This is a genomic window from Pelagibius sp. CAU 1746, from assembly GCF_039839785.1.
Taxonomy (GTDB): Bacteria; Pseudomonadota; Alphaproteobacteria; order Kiloniellales; family Kiloniellaceae; genus Pelagibius.
Map to the genome: position 1 here is coordinate 2,461,558 of NZ_JBDOQT010000001.1, position 16,381 is coordinate 2,477,938.

16 protein-coding genes are annotated in these 16,381 nt (G+C 66.1%); 10 read left to right on the top strand and 6 right to left on the bottom strand.

Features of this window, described 5'->3' with window-relative positions:
• Window positions 1-154: 154 nt before the first annotated feature.
• From AAFN88_RS11695 to AAFN88_RS11710, 4 genes are all read left to right on the top strand, one after another.
• The gene (locus AAFN88_RS11695; protein ID WP_347520488.1) at window positions 155-2,818 is read left to right on the top strand and encodes a hypothetical protein; all 2,664 of its coding nucleotides are present in this window, start codon (window positions 155-157) and stop codon (window positions 2,816-2,818) included.
• A gap of 145 nt (window positions 2,819-2,963) precedes the next feature.
• Entirely contained in the window at window positions 2,964-4,118 is a 1,155-nt protein-coding gene (locus tag AAFN88_RS11700; protein WP_347520489.1) for an alanine--glyoxylate aminotransferase family protein, read from the top strand.
• A gap of 257 nt (window positions 4,119-4,375) precedes the next feature.
• The gene (locus AAFN88_RS11705; protein ID WP_347520490.1) at window positions 4,376-4,552 is read left to right on the top strand and encodes a hypothetical protein; all 177 of its coding nucleotides are present in this window, start codon (window positions 4,376-4,378) and stop codon (window positions 4,550-4,552) included.
• A gap of 86 nt (window positions 4,553-4,638) precedes the next feature.
• A complete protein-coding gene (locus tag AAFN88_RS11710; RefSeq protein ID WP_347520491.1) occupies window positions 4,639-4,869 on the top strand; it encodes a hypothetical protein in 231 nt (76 codons plus the stop codon).
• A gap of 46 nt (window positions 4,870-4,915) precedes the next feature.
• On the opposite strand, the gene recQ is transcribed toward AAFN88_RS11710, so the two are convergent.
• The 4 genes from recQ to AAFN88_RS11730 form a co-directional block, all read right to left on the bottom strand.
• Window positions 4,916-6,802, bottom strand: coding sequence for a DNA helicase RecQ (gene recQ, locus AAFN88_RS11715; protein WP_347520492.1), 1,887 nt, complete (start codon window positions 6,800-6,802; stop codon window positions 4,916-4,918).
• 72 nt (window positions 6,803-6,874) lie between these two features.
• On the bottom strand, window positions 6,875-7,345 hold the full coding sequence (locus tag AAFN88_RS11720) for a hypothetical protein (protein WP_347520493.1): 471 nt from the start codon (window positions 7,343-7,345) through the stop codon (window positions 6,875-6,877).
• Window positions 7,346-7,452: 107 nt separating this feature from the next.
• Window positions 7,453-8,652 carry a patatin-like phospholipase family protein gene (locus AAFN88_RS11725; protein WP_347520494.1) on the bottom strand — a complete coding sequence of 400 codons (1,200 nt, stop codon included), beginning with the start codon at window positions 8,650-8,652 and terminating at the stop codon, window positions 7,453-7,455.
• Between the two features lie 299 nt (window positions 8,653-8,951).
• Entirely contained in the window at window positions 8,952-9,473 is a 522-nt protein-coding gene (locus tag AAFN88_RS11730) for a hypothetical protein (RefSeq protein ID WP_347520495.1), read from the bottom strand.
• Between the two features lie 114 nt (window positions 9,474-9,587).
• Here AAFN88_RS11730 and AAFN88_RS11735 point away from each other — a divergent pair, with 114 nt between their 5' ends.
• Window positions 9,588-10,328, top strand: coding sequence for a sulfite exporter TauE/SafE family protein (locus AAFN88_RS11735; protein ID WP_347520496.1), 741 nt, complete (start codon window positions 9,588-9,590; stop codon window positions 10,326-10,328).
• 21 nt (window positions 10,329-10,349) lie between these two features.
• Here the strand turns inward: AAFN88_RS11735 and AAFN88_RS11740 are convergent, their stop codons facing one another.
• Both AAFN88_RS11740 and AAFN88_RS11745 read right to left on the bottom strand, forming a co-directional pair.
• A complete protein-coding gene (locus AAFN88_RS11740; protein WP_347520497.1) occupies window positions 10,350-10,730 on the bottom strand; it encodes a hypothetical protein in 381 nt (126 codons plus the stop codon).
• Window positions 10,731-10,850: 120 nt separating this feature from the next.
• Window positions 10,851-11,582, bottom strand: a complete 732-nt coding sequence (locus AAFN88_RS11745) for a GntR family transcriptional regulator (RefSeq protein WP_347520498.1) — start codon at window positions 11,580-11,582, stop codon at window positions 10,851-10,853.
• A gap of 203 nt (window positions 11,583-11,785) precedes the next feature.
• On the opposite strand from AAFN88_RS11745, the gene AAFN88_RS11750 reads away from it, so the two are divergent.
• From AAFN88_RS11750 to AAFN88_RS11770, 5 genes are all read left to right on the top strand, one after another.
• Complete coding sequence (locus AAFN88_RS11750; protein WP_347520499.1) at window positions 11,786-12,073, top strand: UxaA family hydrolase; 288 nt, start codon at window positions 11,786-11,788, stop codon at window positions 12,071-12,073.
• A 17-nt stretch (window positions 12,074-12,090) separates the two neighbouring features.
• Window positions 12,091-13,260: a UxaA family hydrolase gene (locus tag AAFN88_RS11755; RefSeq protein ID WP_347520500.1), complete on the top strand. Its 1,170-nt coding sequence runs from the start codon at window positions 12,091-12,093 to the stop codon at window positions 13,258-13,260.
• A gap of 133 nt (window positions 13,261-13,393) precedes the next feature.
• The gene (locus AAFN88_RS11760; RefSeq protein ID WP_347520501.1) at window positions 13,394-14,353 is read left to right on the top strand and encodes a tripartite tricarboxylate transporter substrate binding protein; all 960 of its coding nucleotides are present in this window, start codon (window positions 13,394-13,396) and stop codon (window positions 14,351-14,353) included.
• Between the two features lie 36 nt (window positions 14,354-14,389).
• Window positions 14,390-15,913 carry a tripartite tricarboxylate transporter permease gene (locus AAFN88_RS11765; protein WP_347520502.1) on the top strand — a complete coding sequence of 508 codons (1,524 nt, stop codon included), beginning with the start codon at window positions 14,390-14,392 and terminating at the stop codon, window positions 15,911-15,913.
• Window positions 15,903-16,376: a tripartite tricarboxylate transporter TctB family protein gene (locus AAFN88_RS11770; protein WP_347520503.1), complete on the top strand. Its 474-nt coding sequence runs from the start codon at window positions 15,903-15,905 to the stop codon at window positions 16,374-16,376. Before AAFN88_RS11765 ends, AAFN88_RS11770 begins: the two co-directional genes overlap by 11 nt.
• The last annotated feature ends 5 nt before the right edge of the window (window positions 16,377-16,381 follow it).

A 16,381-nucleotide genomic window follows, 5' to 3' on the forward strand; every position in this document is an offset into this window, starting at 1 on the left:
CGGCATTCGAGTCAAATCCAATTCGATAGTTCCGCATGGTCACATCATCATGAACGATCGCTTTACCGCTTTAGGCGCAGAATGGCGGTCAGATGCGATGACGGGCCTGCCCGGACGAAGAACAAGAAAACCGGGCCGCCCCAAGGACGATGCGATGAGCGATATGATGGCGACTGCTTCCGGCGCCCTGCCGGAGGACGAGGAGTCCCTGGTCTGCATTCCTCTGGACCTGGCGCGGCTGCTGGTGCCCTATCGGCGCTACCGGCGCCTTCTGCTGCGCGTGGTGCAGTTGCCTTTCCGCGCGCGCCTGAACCGGGGCACCGGCAACGAAGACGGAAGCTGGTCGCTGACCCCCGACGACCTGGACGACCTGGAACTGCAATTGCCCGAGGAGGCGGAGCCGCCCATCGCCGTGGCGGTGCGCGTCGTCGGCATCGACCGCGACGAGAACGCCACCATCGTCGGCCAATTCGACCTGCCGCTTTGGGTGGCCCGGCGCGCGGAGGGCGGCCCTCCGGTTCCCCGTGCCCGCATGGAGCGGCGAGTGAAGGCGGCGCTGCGTCTTTCGGAACGCCGCGCGGCGAAAGCGCAACGGGAAGCCGTGGCGGAAGCCGAGGCGCGGCTGCGCGAGGCGCTGCACAACGAATGGCGCGAAACCGAAACCAGGCTGCATGAAGCCGCGGCGGTGGAGCGCAACGCTCTGCTGTCCGATCAGGCCGGCCGCCTGGAGCGGGATTGGCAGGAGAAGCTGGAGGCCGAGCGTGCTGTCCGCTCGCAGGCCGAGCGCCAGGCCGCCGAAGCGGGGAGGACTCTGGAAGCGATCGAGCGGCGCCTGGCCGAGAGCGAAGCGCGTGCGGTGGAGGCGTCGCAGACGGCCGAGGCGGCGGCGGCAGACGCCGGACGGAAGATCGCGGCCTTAACCGAGGAACGCGACCGCACGCACGCCGAGGCCGAGGCGGCCGGGCGGCGCGCGCAGGAGGCGGAGCAGGCTGCCGCCGCCGCGGGCGAAGCTTCACAGACCGCCGAGCGGGAGATCGCTGTCCTCTCCGAGGAGCTGGATCAGGCGCGCGCCGCTGCGGCCGCTGCCGCACAGGACGCGGAGGCCGGTACCGCGGCGGCTGTCGAGCAGGCGAAGCAGATCGCCGAAGCAACCGCCGTCGCGCGCCTGGAAGAGTCTTACGCGGACTGGAAGGAGGAGACGGAGCGCGTCTTGCAGGAGGAACGGCGCCAGCGCAGCGAGGCGGAAGCCCGCGTGCAGGACCTGGAAACCCGCCTGGTCCTGACCGAGGCCCGCGGCGGTGGAGCGTCCCTGGAAAAGGCCCGTGCCCGCTGGGAGGCGGAGGCGGCGGAAGAGCGCGCGGCGGCCGAGGCACGGGCCGCCGAGGCCGAGGAGAAGCTGACGGAGGCCGAACAACGGCGCAGCGAAGTCGCCGACGCCCTGGCGGCGGAGCAGGCGCGCCGCCGCGAGGCGGAAGCGCGGGTGGAGAGCGGAGCGCGGGAGCTGCAGCGCCGTCTGGACGAGGCGGAGGAGAAGCTGGCCGAGGCGGCCGCCGGGCCTGCGCCGGAGGAGATCGAGGCTGAAACCCGCGCGCGCATCGACGCGGCGGCGCAGGAGGCTGCCAAGCAAGCGAGACGCGATGCCGAGGCGCGGGCCGAGGCCCGGTTGGAGACGGCCAAGACGGAGTGGCGATACGACAGCGAGCGCTATGCGGAGACGGCGCGCCTTCACCGCGCCGAGGCCGAGACCGAACAGCAGCGCCTCGCCGCCCGTCTGGCCGAAGCCGAGGCGCGCCTGGCCGAGGCTCAGGCGAAGCTGGTCACCGTCGAGGTGAAGGCTGAGGCCGAAGGCAAGGCGAAGGTCGCCGCCGCGGTCGAAGAAGCGGTGGCGCAGGCGGTGCAGAGCGTGGCGCAGGAGGCCGAAGCGGCCGCCGAGGCGCGCGTGCAGAACGCCCGTGCGCGCTGGCAGGAGGAGTCCGAAGCCAAGGAGGCCCGCGTCCGCGAAGAACTGGCGCGCGAGCAGCAGCAGCGCTCCAAGACCGAGGCCGCGCTACAGGAGCTGCAAAGCCGCCTGGAAGATGCGGAAACCCAGGGACAGGCGACCCGCAAGGCCGAGATCCAGCAGCATCTCGCGGAGCAGAAGGACTTCCTGGAACAGGCCTGGGAAGAGAAGCTGGCGGTCGAGCGTTCCTACCGCGAAGCGGCGGAGGCCACCGCGGCCGCGGCCGAGCAGCGCCTGGCCGCGCAGGCGGGTGAGTTGGAGGCTTCGCGCACCCGTGCGGCCGCCGCCGAGGCGACGGCGCTGGCCAAGTGGAACAAGGAAGGCGAGGAGCGCATCGCCGAAGCCGTCTCCCAGGCGATTCTCCGCACCGAGGCCAAGGCCAAGGCGCAGCTCGAGGAGGCGCGCAGGAGCTGGGAGGAGGATACCCGCGAGCAGATCTCGGCGGCGCGCACGCAGTGGCACAACGAAGAGTCGAAGCGGCTGTCGTCGGCGCGCTCCGAGTGGCAGAAGGAACTCCAGGTCCAGAACAAGCAGAAGCGCGGGGTGCTGCGCTCGCTGGCGCGCCGCCAGCGCTTGGGAGCCTATCTCCAGCCCTTGAAGAAGATCCTTCTGATCGGCGGCGTCGCGGCGGGCGGCTGGTTCCTCTACCGCAGGTTCGGGGCAAGCCTGGATCTGACCGGTTTCGATCTGAGCGGCCTTGGCCTGGATGGCCTCGGCGCCTGGCTGGACGACGGCCAAGCGGCGGCCGGCGAGGCCTGGGCTTTCGTGAAAGCCCAGTTCGACCTGCTGCTGGCTTGGGTGCTGCAGTTCGCCGGCTGAGGCCGCGGCGTCGAGAGGGCCGCGCCGGCGGTGCGACGGACGCCCCCTGCGGCCAAATACGACCTTCCCCTCGCGGCTTTTTCAGCTATGGTGCGGCCTCTTTTACCTCCTCAAGAGTCCCCAAGCTGTCCCCAGTGGAGAAGCCATGACCGCCTTGCTGCCCAACGTCGATCCTGATGGGCTCCTCGAATACTCCGTGGTTTTCACGGACCGTGCCCTGAACCACATGTCCCAGGCCTTCCAGGGCGTTATGGTGGATATCTCCACCACCCTGAAAAAGGTCTACAACGTTGGCGGCTCCGGCGGCGTGGCCGTGGTGCCGGGCGGCGGCACCTACGCCATGGAGGCGGTGGCCCGCCAGCTCGCCACGGGCAGGAAGGCGCTGGTGATCCGCAACGGCTGGTTCTCCTACCGCTGGACTCAGATCCTCGAGGCCGGGAGCATTCCCGCCGAGACCATCGTCCTGAAGGCCCGCCAGATCGAGCAGGGACGCCAGGCCGCCTTCGCGCCGGCGCCCATCGAGGAGGTGACGGCGGCGATCCGCGAGGCGAAGCCCGACGTGGTCTTCGCGCCGCACGTGGAGACGGCCTCCGGCATGATCCTGCCGGAGGACTACATGAAAGCGGTGGCCGAGGCGGTGCACGAGGCCGGCGGCCTCTTCGTGCTCGACTGCATCGCCTCCGGCACGGTCTGGGTGAACATGCAGGCCGTGGGCGTCGACGTGCTGATCTCCGCTCCGCAGAAGGGCTGGTCCTCCTCGCCCTGCAGCGGATTGGTCATGCTGAGCGCCGCGGCAAAGGAAAAGGTGAAGGCGACGCAGAGCTCCTCCTTCGCCTGCGATTTGAAGAAGTGGCTGGAGATCATGGAAGCCTACGAAAATGGCGGCCATGCCTATCACGCCACCATGCCGACGGATGCGCTGCGCGGCTTCTGCGAATCGATGAAGGAGACCGAGGCTTACGGCTTCGAAAAGGTGATGGCCGAGCAGCTGGAACTGGGCGCCAAGGTGCGCGAACTCTTGGCCGCGCGGGGCTTCAAGTCTGTCGCCGCGGCGGGCTTCGAAGCGCCGGGCGTGGTGGTCTGCTACACCGACGATCCGGGCATCAAGTCGGGCGCCAAGTTCGCCGCCGAGGGTTTGCAGACCGCCGCCGGCGTGCCGCTGATGTGCGACGAGCCGGAAGATTTCCAGACCTTCCGCGTCGGCCTCTTCGGCCTCGACAAGCTGCACAACGTGGAGCGCAGTGTGACCAACCTGGCCCAGGCGCTGGACAAGATCACCGGCGGCACGAACGTCAGGTAGCGGATCTGGCGTTCTTCCTGGCGACCGGATGAGGGCCTCTCGGCCCGAAGGGAGGATTGAGCGTTTCTTTTGCCGGCAAATGCTCTAGGTTGCAGCCAGATGCGCAACCCGGACACGGACGCGGATCTCGCGTGTGCCGTAACGCCGGCCACCTCGCTCCCTTGCTGAGCGCTCGGCCATGAGCTTGCGCGAACTCTTCCGCTGCGGCACCCAAGCCCTTGTCGCCGGACTGTCCGAGAAACCAAACAGCGAGGACGATGATGGCGAGAAGGCCCAATTACGATTTTGAACGCAGGGAGCGCGAGCGGCTGAAAGCGGAGAAAAAGGCGAAGCGCGCGGCCGAGAAAAAGGAAGCGCGCGAAGAGAAAACGCGACAAGACGACGCGCCGGAGAGCGGCGATAGCCAGGATGCCGGATCACCGACGACGGAATAGTGGTCACGGATGTATTTCCAGAGCGGCGTTACCGCCTTACTTTGCCGGGCCCAGCGAGCGGGTCAGCGATGAACGGAGACTGCAAAATGGCTCGCAGAAAGACCAGCGGCAAAACCGCCGCATACACGACCTTTAACGTGACCTACGAAGACGGGTCGGTCACGTCGAACAGGCGTGTGCCGAACGAACTGCTCGACCTATCTTTCGGCGATCAGCTGCTGGACCTGGCGCGCACCGCCATTCAGGAACAAGATAACGAGATCGCCGCGCTTTCCAACCAGAGGCGGGCAAAGATCAAGGCGATCGTAAAGGTCTGAGGCATCAGACGAAGTATGGTCTGGGCGGACGCCGCGGCGCCGCCGCTCAATTGCCGGCCGCCGCTTTCTCCTGGAATTCCGAAATGGCCTGCAGAAAGGGCTCCGCGAAGTCGCGGACCTTGGCCTCGCCGACACCGAAGACGCGGGCGAAGGCGATGCGGTCGCCCGGCTTGTCGCGCGCCATCTCGATGAGGGAGCGGTCGCCGAAGATAACGTAGGCGGGCACGCCGCGTTCCTTGGCGAAGGTCAGGCGCAGGTCCTTTAGCGCGGCCAGCAGGGGCTCGTCGGCGGTGGAGAGTTCGGCCTCCGCCATGGCCTTTCTGGCGCGCGCCGTCGCCTTGCTGCCGCGCGAGCGCGCGGTGTCGCGGCGGAAGCGGAACTCGCCGTCGCCGTCCAGCAGCCGCCGGCCCGCCTCGGTGAGGCTGAGGCCGCCATGGCCGGTGATGTCCAGGCGCAGCAGCTCGGCGGCGGTAAGCTGGCGCAGGATCGAGCGCCAGGTCTCCTTGTCCTCGGCCTTGCCGGCGCCATAGGCGGGCAGGCGGTCGTGGCTCTGGCCGCGGATCTTCTCGGTGTCGGCGCCGCGCAGCAGGTCGACGATGTGGGCGGCGCCGAAGCGCTCGCCGCTCTGCGCCACCGCAGCCAGCGCCTGCTGCGCCATCACCGTGCCGTCTTCGGTGGCCGGCGGGTTGAGGCAGACGTCGCAGTTGCCGCAGGGCCCGCCGTTCTCCGCCAGATAATCCTCGCCGAAGTAGCCGAGCAACGCCTGGCGGCGGCATTGCGCCGTCTCGCAGTAGGAGATCAGGGCGTCGAGGCGCTTGTGCTCGCGGCGCTTGTGATCGGTATCGCCCCCCTTTCCATCTTGGCCATCGTCCTCGATGAACATGCGGCGCTGGCGGATATCGTTTAGCCCGTAGAGCATGAAGGCCTCGGCCGGGCGGCCGTCGCGCCCGGCGCGGCCCAGCTCCTGGTAATAGGCCTCCATGTTGGCCGGCAGGTTGGCATGGAAGACGTAGCGCACGTCCGGCTTGTCGATGCCCATGCCGAAGGCGATGGTCGCAGCCATGACGACGCCGGGCTCGGTCATGAAAAGGTTCTGGTGATGGGCGCGCGTGGCGCTGTCCAGGCCGGCGTGGTAGGGCAGGGCGCGCAGGCCTTCCCTGGCCAGCAGTTCCGCGGCCTCCTCGGTCTTGCGCCGTGACAGGCAGTAGACGATCCCGCTTTCGCCCGGCCGTGCCTTCACGTAGTCCAAGAGTTGGTGCTTCCATTCGCGCTGCAACTCCACGGCCAGGCTGATGTTGGGCCGGTCGAAGCCGGTGACGAAGGTCCGCCCTTTCCCTTGAAACAGTTTCGCCGCGATGTCCTGCTGCGTCGCCTCGTCGGCGGTGGCGGTGAAGGCGGCCAGCGGCACCGCTGGGAAGATCTCGGGCAGGCGCGCCAGGGCCTCGTACTCCGGCCGGAAGGAGGGACCCCAGCGGGAAATGCAATGGGCCTCGTCGATGGCGACGAGCGAAAGTGGCAGGCGGCGCAGGGCGGCGAGCATGCGCTCGGTCATGAGGCGCTCTGGCGAAATGTAGAGCAGGCTGAGTTCGCCGGCGGCCACCTTGCGCCAGGCGGCCACGTTGGTCTCCCGGCTGCGCGAGGAATTGATGGTCTCGGCGGCGACGCCGTCCAGCTTCAGGGCCGCAACCTGGTCCTCCATGAGGGCGACCAGCGGCGAGACCACCAGGGTCAGGCCCTGCTTCACCAGGGCCGGGACCTGGAAGCACAGCGACTTGCCGGAGCCCGTGGGCATCACGGTCAACACGCTCTCGCCGGCCAGGATGGCGGCGATGACCTCCTCCTGGCCCGGCCGGAAGCTGGCATAGCCGAAGGTGTCTTTCAGAACCTGGAAAGCGGGAGAATCCGGGGGGAGGACGTTGAGCGAAACTGACATGTTCAGGTTTTGGCACGCTGGGCAGAGTCGGGTCCAGGGGGGCACCCCCACCGGACGGCGGCTTATGGTCCACTATTTCGTTTTTTCCTTGGCCCCTAGACCCAACTGCCCGAACAGCGCCCCGACGATTGTCCCTGCGATCGCGAAAAGCCCTTCGTAGGGGACATGGTCACCGGGGAGCGCCAGGACGATGATGAAGACCCCGGCGATCAAGGAAAGTCCGACAACCTGGGTTGCGTCGGGCCCCCAGCCTTGCGCCCCGCCCTCGTTTCCTTGCGGCTTGTGATTTCGCATGGCCCGGCAGAGGTTCAGGATCGTGATCAGGTTGAGAAGGATGGCCGTAAGGCAAGCCGCCCCGAAAATGATGAAATCCACAGAGAGGAAGCCTGCGAAGGCCCCCGAGGTATCGATAGCGTCACCGGCCATTGTCATCTCGTTTTGCCAGGGGTACGGAACTGCGTCTTGCCGGCCATATTGTTGCAAATGGATCGTTGTTTGCAACCTCAAGGTGGGTTCTCCGGGTGTTGTCGCTTCGTCGCGCAAACCGAATCCCGCAATGGTCCGTCGAAGCTTGCGGCAGCCGCCGCGGATCGGGCGGACCGGCACAAAGCGGGGCGAGGCAGCGAGCCTCCTCCGGCCTGGCGCCGTCCTCAGTAACCAGGCGGCTCCTTGGCCCAGACGGTGCCGGATTTGCCGATTTCGTAGCCCAGGTCATACAGGGCTTTCATGTAGGCCTGATCGAATGGCTCGTTCAGAGGGACGTCGAAGGTCGGCGGGATGAACGCGAGGTTGAAGTCGACGCCGTCGCGCTGGGCCAGTGTGTAGATTCGATAGAGATCCCCGACGCCTTGATTCTGTATCAATGACGAGATCGCCCGGCTGCCGATGCTGTAGGTGACCCGGTCGGTTTCCGCCCACTGTGGATCGAGGCGTCCGTTGCGGATGATGTAGGCGCGCCGTTCTCGTTGCACTTTCTCTTCCTGCGACACGTCCTTCACATGCAAGGCGCCTGGATATACGAACACCTGGGCGCTCGCGCCGCCGTCCACATGCATTTCCTGGTAGCTCTGTCCGTCGACTTCGACGTCGATCATGGTCGGCGGAAAGGCCGCTGGAATCGCGGCCGATGCCACCAGCACGTCATGGATAAGATCCAGCGCACCCGGATGGCCGCTGGCGGCGATCTTTGTGATGTTCCAGACGACGGGCCGCCGTGCGTCGATATTGGTCGTGCCGATCAGAAGCACGCGCCCCTTGGCATGTTCTTCGGCTATGGCGCGGAGCATGGTCTCGTCGAAGTATCTTGCGATCAGCTTGCGCAGAGGCGCGTTGTCGGAAAGGGCGTCGTCGAAGATCAGCGCCGCCAGACCGCGCTCCACCAGAACGTCGCGTGCCGAGATCGTCGTGTAGACGTCCTTGAGCTGTTTGTCGTAGCTGCTGCCCAGAAAGGCGAAGGGCGCGGTCAGGGCACCTGTACTGATGCCCGTGACCAGCTTGAATTCGGGCCGGGTTCCGGCTTCGCTCCAGCCGACGAGCAGTCCCGCGCCGAAAGCCCCGTCCTCACCGCCGCCGGAGACGGCCAGGTAGCTGGCCGGGGGCAGTTCGCCCTGCTGCCCTGACGCCTGCCACAGGTCCAACTCGCGATAGTACGACTGCTTGCCGTCTTCGATGAGCATCGGAATGTCGGCTTCCTGCCAGTAGCGAATGCCGGGCATTCCGGCCACGGCCGCCGCGGACTGACGGTCTTCCGGCACCGCAGGCAAACGCGCCGGGGCAGCGCAGCCTTGCAGGAGGGAAGACCCAGCCAGGAACAAGACGAACAGAGACGCGGAGAAAGTTCTGCCGACCATCGAATATTCACCCCGCTTGAAGTTACACTTCGATGAAGTGAAACCACCAATGCGAGCATCATAGCCGCAATGGCGCCCTGGGTCAGCCTCGGCAATACTTGCCTGTCTCTTCGTGCAAGAGCCCGCTTCGGCCACGGTCTGCCGCCACAAATCCTGCCGGTGGCTGCGCCGTTGTTCCCCGCGCGCCGGGAGGAGCCTTAGACCGAAGGCTTCCCAAAGGCCACTGCGATGCCGGTGCGGGTCCGATGCAGATCCCGTCCGCCGGCCGGCTCAGGGGCGGCATGGCTTTTCCGGCGCGGCTACTCCGCCGCTTTGGCTCCGGCGGGGACGTACTTGTCGCGGGTGACGTGGTCGAGGTTCCGGCCTTCGATGCGGATCAGGCGGGTGGGGCCGCTGCGGTCGGGGGAGTGCAGCATGTCCTCGTTGTAGACCACCGCCATACCGGGTTTCAGTTCGTAGGTCTTGAGCGGCTCGACGACGCCCGGCTTGCCGTCCTCAGGATCCTTGAGCTTGCGCCATTCGGTCATGACCGTAGTGCCCACCGCCTGGCCGTAGATCGCCCAGGTGCCCGCGTGGTCGTGCGGCTCTCCGCCCTTCGCGTCCTCGTAGACGTGGGCCATGATGCAGAAGCCGAGGTCGGGGTCCTGGTAAAGAGCCTTGCGTGGCGTGGTGTTGTCCGGGCCCAGGTGGGCGGCGACGAAATCCTCGTCCTGCAGCGCCCGCTCCAGGTGCTTGCGTGCCGCCTCGCGTCCGGCGGGGCCGGCATCGGCGGCAAGGGCGTCGTGGCAGTCGGCGGCCAGCCGATCCAGGGTGTAGGTCATGGCGGTTGTCCTCACGGTCTTTTGCACATGTTAGGCCAAGCCGCGGGTGGGCGCCAAGCGGCAGGATGCCGCATTGCAGTAGACCTTTGCGCCCGGCTGTCGGATAAGGAGCCCATGGAATGGACGGGATTGATTCTCGGGGCGCTCGGCCTCGTCCTCGGGGGCGTGTTGAAGGGCGCGACAGGTGCGGGTGCGCCGCTTCTTGCCGTGCCTTTGTTGGCTGTCTTCTACGACGTGCCCATGGCGGTGGCGCTCTTCACCATTCCCAATCTGCTGTCGAACGTTTGGCAGGGCTGGCGGTTTCGCAGGCACCAGTTGAACCCGGCGCTGACCTGGGGCTTCGCCCTGGCGGGGGCGGCGGGTGCCGGCGTGGGATCGGCTATTCTCGTCAGCTTGCCGTTGGACCTGCTGCTGCTCTGCATGGCGGGTGTCGTCTTTCTGTATATCGCCTTTCGCCTGATGCGCCCCCATTGGGCGCTGGATCTCGGCATCGCCACCCGCCTGGCGGCGCTGGCCGGTTTCGCGGGCGGCGTGCTGCAGGGCGCCGCCGGCATCTCGGCGCCGGTTTCCTTGAGCTTCCTCAATGCGACACGGATGGATCGCACGGCCTTCATCGCCACGATCTCGGTTTTCTTCGCGGCGACATCCATCGTGCAGATTCCGCTGCTGGCGGCATGGGACATCATAACGCCGTTCAGGGCCGCGCTGAGTGCGCTGGCCCTTCTGCCGCTGCTCGCAGGAATGCCGCTCGGCGTCTACCTGGCCCGGCGGATGTCCAGGGAGTTCTTCGACCGCGTAATCCTGGTGCTGCTGGCTGCGATCGCCCTAAGGCTGGTGTTCAGCGCCGTCACCTGAGGTACCGGAAAGGCAGTGGCCCTAGAGTTCGCGGGCGTCGCAGAGGATGCGGCGTCCGGCCCCGACCCTGGCCGACTGTCGGGTATAGCAGTGCACGATCACCAGTTTCTCGCCGGAGCGGTCCAGAAACCAGTCGGTCACCGGCTCGAGGTCATTCAGCCCGATCTTTTTCCCGTCTATGTATGCCACTGGCTGAGCGGCCACGGCCTTGGCGGGCAAGAAGGTCGAGGAACCACGGACGACGGCCACTCCTGTGCCGCCCTCGTTGGTACTGACCGAAACCGCATCGGCCGGATTTCCGTAGAGAATCTCGACCCCTGCGTCATGAGCCGTCGCGGCCTGCGGTGCGGCGAGCAGGCCCGCGCCGAGGGCGATGGTGAGTGCTATCGACTTTCCTGTCATGCAGCGTCTCCCAAGCGTTCGTGCCAGGCGGAGGCGACTCGAATCGCCTAATCAACGAGGCTAGCACGCGATTGCATCCGGCGCTATTCGCCAGGGCAGGCTGAGGCCGGGGAGGGGGCCTCAGGCCAAGGTAACGCTGTAAACCTGGTCGCGGGTGTCGCAGAGGCTGATGCGCCACTCCACCGGGCGGCCGTCGAGGCCCAGGGCGATGCGGTCGATGTTCAGCAGGGGCGCGCCGACCTCCAGGCCAAGGTGCTTGGCGGCGTCGGCTTCGGCGGCGACGGCGCTGAGGCGTTCCTCGGCGCGGGCGATGGTGATGCCGTACTCGCGGGCGAAGAGCGTGTAGAGCGTGTTCGGCAGGTCGCGCTTACCGTGAAGGTCCGGGAACAGGTCGCTGGGCAGCACGATGCGCTCGAAGATCGCCGGGCGGCTGCAGATCGTGCGCACGCGGGTGATGCGGATCACTTCGCAATCCCCTTCGATCCGCAGCCGCGCGGCCTCAGCGTTGCGGGCGCGGCCTTGGGAGAGGCGCAAGACCCGGCTCTCCGGCACCAGTGGACCGCCGCCGCGATCGGTCATTTTGAAGAAGTGAAAGAGGGTGTGCTCCTGGTCGTGTTCGGCGACGTAGGTGCCGCGGCCCTGGCGGCGCACCAGCAGGTTTCCGGTGGTCATTTCGTCCAGGGCCTTGCGCACCGTTCCCTGGCTGACGCCGAGCTCCTCGGCCAGTTGGAATTCGCTGGGGAGCAAGTCGCCCGGTTTCCAATAACCGCCGATGAGGCGCTCTATCAGAAGGTCTTTCACCTGCTGGTAGAGCGGCTTGAATCCGGGAAGTGCAGATAGCTGCTGCGTCACGCCGGCTGTCCTTGTCGCTGTCGGTCGGGGTTCGAGAGATTCCCCTTGTCTTATATAAGACATAACATATAATTTCTTCATCTTGAACAAGAGATCGCGAAAGCCTCTCCGGGCGGCGGCTTCCCTGATGGTCCTGTAACGGAGAGGAGAAGGCGCCGGTCAGCGAGGCGCCCCATCGCGCAGTTACGGGAGAACATCCGAAAATGGCGGCACCTGATTTTATCGTGCACGATGCCAAGGACACGGTCGGCGTGATCGTGAAAGAAGGCATCGAGGCGCACTCCAAACTCACCGGTTGGGTGATGGAGGACGACTCCAAGGTCGAGGTGGAATGCATCGATGCCATTCCGCTGGGCCACAAGATCGCCCTGGGCGACATCGCCGAAGGCGACACCATCCTCAAGTACGGACATGACATCGGCAAAGCCGTGGCCAAGGTTTCCAAAGGCGGCCATGTCCATACCCAGAACGTCAAGACGAAACGCTGGTAAGCGGGGAGGGCGATAAAATGAGTGCGAAGAAATTCCTCGGCTACCGCCGTGAAAACGGCCGGGTCGGCATCCGCAACCACGTGGTCATCCTGCCCCTGGACGACCTTTCCAATGCGGCCTGCGAAAAGGTGGCCAACAACATCGAGGGGTGTCTGGCCCTGCCGCACCACTACGGGCGCCTGCAGTTCGGTGAGGACCTTGAGCTGCACTTCCGGACCCTGATCGGCACCGGGTGCAACCCCAATGTCGCCGCCGTCATCGTCATCGGCATCGAGCCGCAGTGGACGGGACGCGTGGTTGACGGCATCCGCAAGACCGGCAAGCCGGTCGAGGGCTTCGCCATCGAGGGCCACGGCGAGATCAAGATCGTGGCCGACGCCTCGCGGAAGGCGAAGGAGATGGTGCAGTGGGCCACCGAGCAGCAGCGCGAGCCTTGCGAGATCAACGAGTTGTGGGTCTCCACCAAGTGCGGCGAGTCCGACACCACCTCGGGCCTGGCCTCCAACCCGACGGTCGGCAATTTCATCGACAAGTTCGATGAACTGGGCGCGACGACGTGCTTTGGCGAGACCTCGGAACTGACCGGCGCCGAGCAGGTCTGCGCGACCCGCGCGTCGACGCCGGAAGTGGCGAAGAAGTTCCTCGACACCTGGCAGGCCTATATGGACGAGGTGATCGAGCCGCATAAGACGTCCGACCTCTCGGACAGCCAGCCGACCAAGGGCAATATCGCCGGCGGGCTGACCACCATCGAAGAGAAGGCCTTCGGCAACCTGCAGAAGATCGGCAAGAAGGCGAAGTTCATCGACGTCCTGAAGCCCGCAGAGGAGCCCGCCAAGGGCGCCGGCCTCTACTTCATGGACACGTCTTCTGCCGCGGCCGAGTGCGTGACCCTGCAGGCCGCGGCCGGTTTCGTCGTGCATCTTTTTCCGACAGGGCAGGGCAACATCATCGGCAACCCGATCGAGCCGGTGATCAAGCTAACGGCGAACCCGAAGACGGCGCGGGAGATGGCCGAGCACGTCGACCTCGACTGCTCCGGCATTCTGCGCGGCGAGATGAATCTCGATCAGGCCGGCGATGCCCTGATCGACATCACGCTCAGGACCTGCAATGGGCGCCTGACGGCGGCGGAGACGCTGAAGCACCGCGAATACGTGATGACCAAGCTGTATCGCAGCGCGTAACGCCTAAGGAACTAACGGCGCGGCGGCGGCCTGTCCCGACGGGCCGCCGCCTTGCCGGCGTCAGCGGAGCCGATCAAGGCCGACGGAAGACCGGTCCGGGCTCCGTTATTGGAAAATTGGGAGAAAATACCGAATGAAAACCTTCGTTTCCTTTGCCGGGACCGCGCTGGCGGCCCTGTCCCTCACCCTGACCGCCCCGGCCGTCGCCCAGTCCTACCCGGACAAGCCGGTCAACTACATCATCCCCTTCGGCCCCGGCGGCGAATCCGATATCACGGCGCGTCACCAGCAGCCCTTCTTCCAGAAGAAGTTCACCGAGGAACTGGTGGTGGAGTACAAGCCGGGCGGCGGCGGCGCCGTCGGTTGGTCGCAGCTGAACGACTACAAGGGCGACGGCTACACCTGGATGGGCGTGAACCTGCCGCACATCATCATCAAGCCGCTGCAGAAGGACGTCGGTTTCAAGACCGAGGACCTGACCACGGTCTATATGTTCCACTACACGCCCGACGCCATCGTCGTGCCTGCCGACAGTGACTTCAAGACGCTGCAGGATCTGATCGACCATGCGAAGGAGAATCCGGGCAAGGTGGTATTCTCCGGCTCCGGCAAGGGCACGGCCAACCACATCGCGCAAATCCGCTTCGACAAGCTGGCGGGCGTGAAGACCACCTACGTTCCCTTCAAGGGTACCGGGGCGGCCGTCACGGCCCTGCTGGGCAAGCAGGTGACGGCGGAATGGGGCTACACCTCCGTCGGCGCCAAGCAAGGCGACCAGGTGCGGATGCTGGCGGTCGCGATGGATGCGCGGCATCCGATGTTCCCCGATGTGCCGACCTTTAAGGAACTGGGTTTCGATCTGGTGTCGGGCGCCTATCGTGGCATCGCCGTGCCGAAGTCCACGCCGGAAGAGCTGCGCAAACAGATCTCCGACATGATCGGCAAGATCAATGCCGACCCCGAGTTCCGTAAGCGCCTGGAGAATGACGGCATGGCGATGCTCGACGTGCCCTACGAGGACATGGACGCCTTCCTGAAGGAGATGACCGAGACCTACACCGCCGCGGCCAAGGAAGCGGGAGTGCTGAACTAGATCCGGCATCGGCACTCTTGATGAAGAGGTGAATTCATGCTTCCGGGCATCGATTACTTCACGGCGGCGCTGACGCCTCTCAACATCATGCTCGCCCTCGGTGGTGTCGTTGCCGGCACCATCGTGGGCTCCCTGCCGGGACTGACGGCGACCATGGCGGTCGCCGTCCTGGTCCCGCTGACCTTCGCCATGGAGCCGGCCTCGGCGCTGATCCTGATGGGCGCGATCTATACCGGGGCGATTTACGGCGGCGCCTATGCCGCGATCCTGCTCAACACTCCGGGCACGCCCTCGGCCATCGCCACCACCTTCGACGGCTATCCGATGGCCAAGCGGGGCGACGGCGACCTGGCCGTGACGCTGGCCTGCCTGGCCTCCGTGGTCGGCGGCCTGGTGGGGGCCCTGGCACTGCTGCTGCTGGCGCCGCCGCTGGCCGAGGTCGCGCTGGCCTTCGGACCCATGGAATATTTCTGGCTGGCGATCTTCGGGCTTTCCCTGATCGCCGCGCTTTCGGAGCAGAGCCTGCTGAAGGGGTTGATCGGCGGCTGCTTCGGCCTCTTGCTCTCGACGATCGGCGTCGCGGACATCTCGGCCGACGTGCGCTTTACCTTCGGCAGCAAGACCCTGTTGGGCGGCATCGAAGTGGTTTCCGCCCTGATCGGCCTTTACTGCGTGCCCGTGCTGATCGAACTGGTCGCTACCGCCGACCGTCACCTGAAGGTCGAGGCGTCCTCGCGGGGCTTCCGCTTGCGCGAGGGCTTCGCGATCTCCTGGCGCGGCAAGATAAACCTGATCCGGTCCTCGGTCATCGGTACCCTGGTCGGGATTCTGCCGGGCGCGGGCGGTTCCATTGCCGGGCTGGTGGCCTATTCCGAGGCACGGCGCGCCGCCAGGAACCCGCAAGATTTCGGCAAGGGCGAGCCGGCGGGCATCCAGGCAACGGAGTCCGCCAACAATGCGACCGTCGGCGGCGGCTTCATCCCGACCATGGTGCTGGGCATCCCCGGTACGCCGCCCGACGCGGTGATCCTCGGCGCCTTGATGGTGCAGGGGGTGCGTACCGGACCGAACCTCTTCGGCCAGGAAGGCTCCATCGTCTATACCTTCATCTATGGCCTGTTCCTGGCGACGCTGCTGATGCTGCCGGCGGGCCTGGTCATCGGCCGCTATGCCTACCGGTCCATCGTGACGGTGCCCAAGGCCCTGCTGGTGCCGACGGTCGCCTTTATGACGATCATCGGCGCCTATTCGATCCGCAACAATACCTCCGATGTGGTGGTCATGATCATGTTGGGCGTTATCGGCTGGGTCCTGGGGCGGATCGGCTTCGCCGTCTCCCCTATCGTGCTGGGACTGATTCTCGGCTCCATCGCCGAGCAGGGTTTCGTGCAGGCCTGGACCATCGGCTCGGCGACAGGCGATCTGGCGGGCATGTTCTTCGGGCGTCCGATCTCGCTCGGCATCGTCGCGTTGACGCTGCTGTCGTTGTTCTATCCGCTGATGCGGGAATTCTACGCGCGCCGACGGAAGGTGAAGGAGGAGAACAGCTATGGCGAATGAACCCGCCCGTCCGCGTGACGCCGCGGGCAGCCTCGCGGCGGCCGTTTTCATCCTGGCGGGAGCCGTGGCCTGGTGGGACACGACGCAGATGTCCGACCCGGACTCCTATGTCTTCCCGCGCACCGTCGTGGTGTTGATGGTGGCTTTCTCGCTGCTGCTGATCCTGCGTAATCTCCTGCGCGGCGCCGGACAGCGGCATTCGCCGGTCGAGGGTTCCCAGCCGCGCCGCCTGGGGCTGGTCGCGGTGATGTTAGGCGGCGCGCTGGCGATGCCGCTGATCGGCTTTCTGCCGACGGGGATGATCGTTTTCCTGGCGATCATGATGCTGGCCATGTACGACCCTTGGAAGGGTGCGCGGTGCGTCGTCTTTCCCGTCGTCGGCGTCGCCGTCGTGGTGGCTTTCTTCGTGCTGTTCGCCGAGGTGCTGCGCGTGCCTCTGCCGGTCGGCAGCCTCTTCGAGTAGGAGTC

Excerpts from the sequence above, each read along its gene's own strand:
- AAFN88_RS11700 (WP_347520489.1), top strand. The coding sequence starts at position 2,964 with ATGACCGCCTTGCTGCCCAACGTCGATCCTGATGGGCTCCTCGAATAC.
- AAFN88_RS11750 (WP_347520499.1), top strand. The coding sequence starts at position 11,786 with ATGGCGGCACCTGATTTTATCGTGCACGATGCCAAGGACACGGTCGGC.
- AAFN88_RS11755 (WP_347520500.1), top strand. The coding sequence starts at position 12,091 with ATGAGTGCGAAGAAATTCCTCGGCTACCGCCGTGAAAACGGCCGGGTC.
- AAFN88_RS11730 (WP_347520495.1), bottom strand. The coding sequence starts at position 9,473 with ATGACCTACACCCTGGATCGGCTGGCCGCCGACTGCCACGACGCCCTT.
- AAFN88_RS11760 (WP_347520501.1), top strand. The coding sequence starts at position 13,394 with ATGAAAACCTTCGTTTCCTTTGCCGGGACCGCGCTGGCGGCCCTGTCC.
- AAFN88_RS11725 (WP_347520494.1), bottom strand. The coding sequence starts at position 8,652 with ATGGTCGGCAGAACTTTCTCCGCGTCTCTGTTCGTCTTGTTCCTGGCT.
- AAFN88_RS11740 (WP_347520497.1), bottom strand. The coding sequence starts at position 10,730 with ATGACAGGAAAGTCGATAGCACTCACCATCGCCCTCGGCGCGGGCCTG.
- AAFN88_RS11695 (WP_347520488.1), top strand. The coding sequence starts at position 155 with ATGAGCGATATGATGGCGACTGCTTCCGGCGCCCTGCCGGAGGACGAG.
- AAFN88_RS11735 (WP_347520496.1), top strand. The coding sequence starts at position 9,588 with ATGGAATGGACGGGATTGATTCTCGGGGCGCTCGGCCTCGTCCTCGGG.
- recQ (WP_347520492.1), bottom strand. The coding sequence starts at position 6,802 with ATGTCAGTTTCGCTCAACGTCCTCCCCCCGGATTCTCCCGCTTTCCAG.
- AAFN88_RS11770 (WP_347520503.1), top strand. The coding sequence starts at position 15,903 with ATGGCGAATGAACCCGCCCGTCCGCGTGACGCCGCGGGCAGCCTCGCG.
- AAFN88_RS11765 (WP_347520502.1), top strand. The coding sequence starts at position 14,390 with ATGCTTCCGGGCATCGATTACTTCACGGCGGCGCTGACGCCTCTCAAC.
- AAFN88_RS11710 (WP_347520491.1), top strand. The coding sequence starts at position 4,639 with ATGGCTCGCAGAAAGACCAGCGGCAAAACCGCCGCATACACGACCTTT.
- AAFN88_RS11705 (WP_347520490.1), top strand. The coding sequence starts at position 4,376 with ATGATGGCGAGAAGGCCCAATTACGATTTTGAACGCAGGGAGCGCGAG.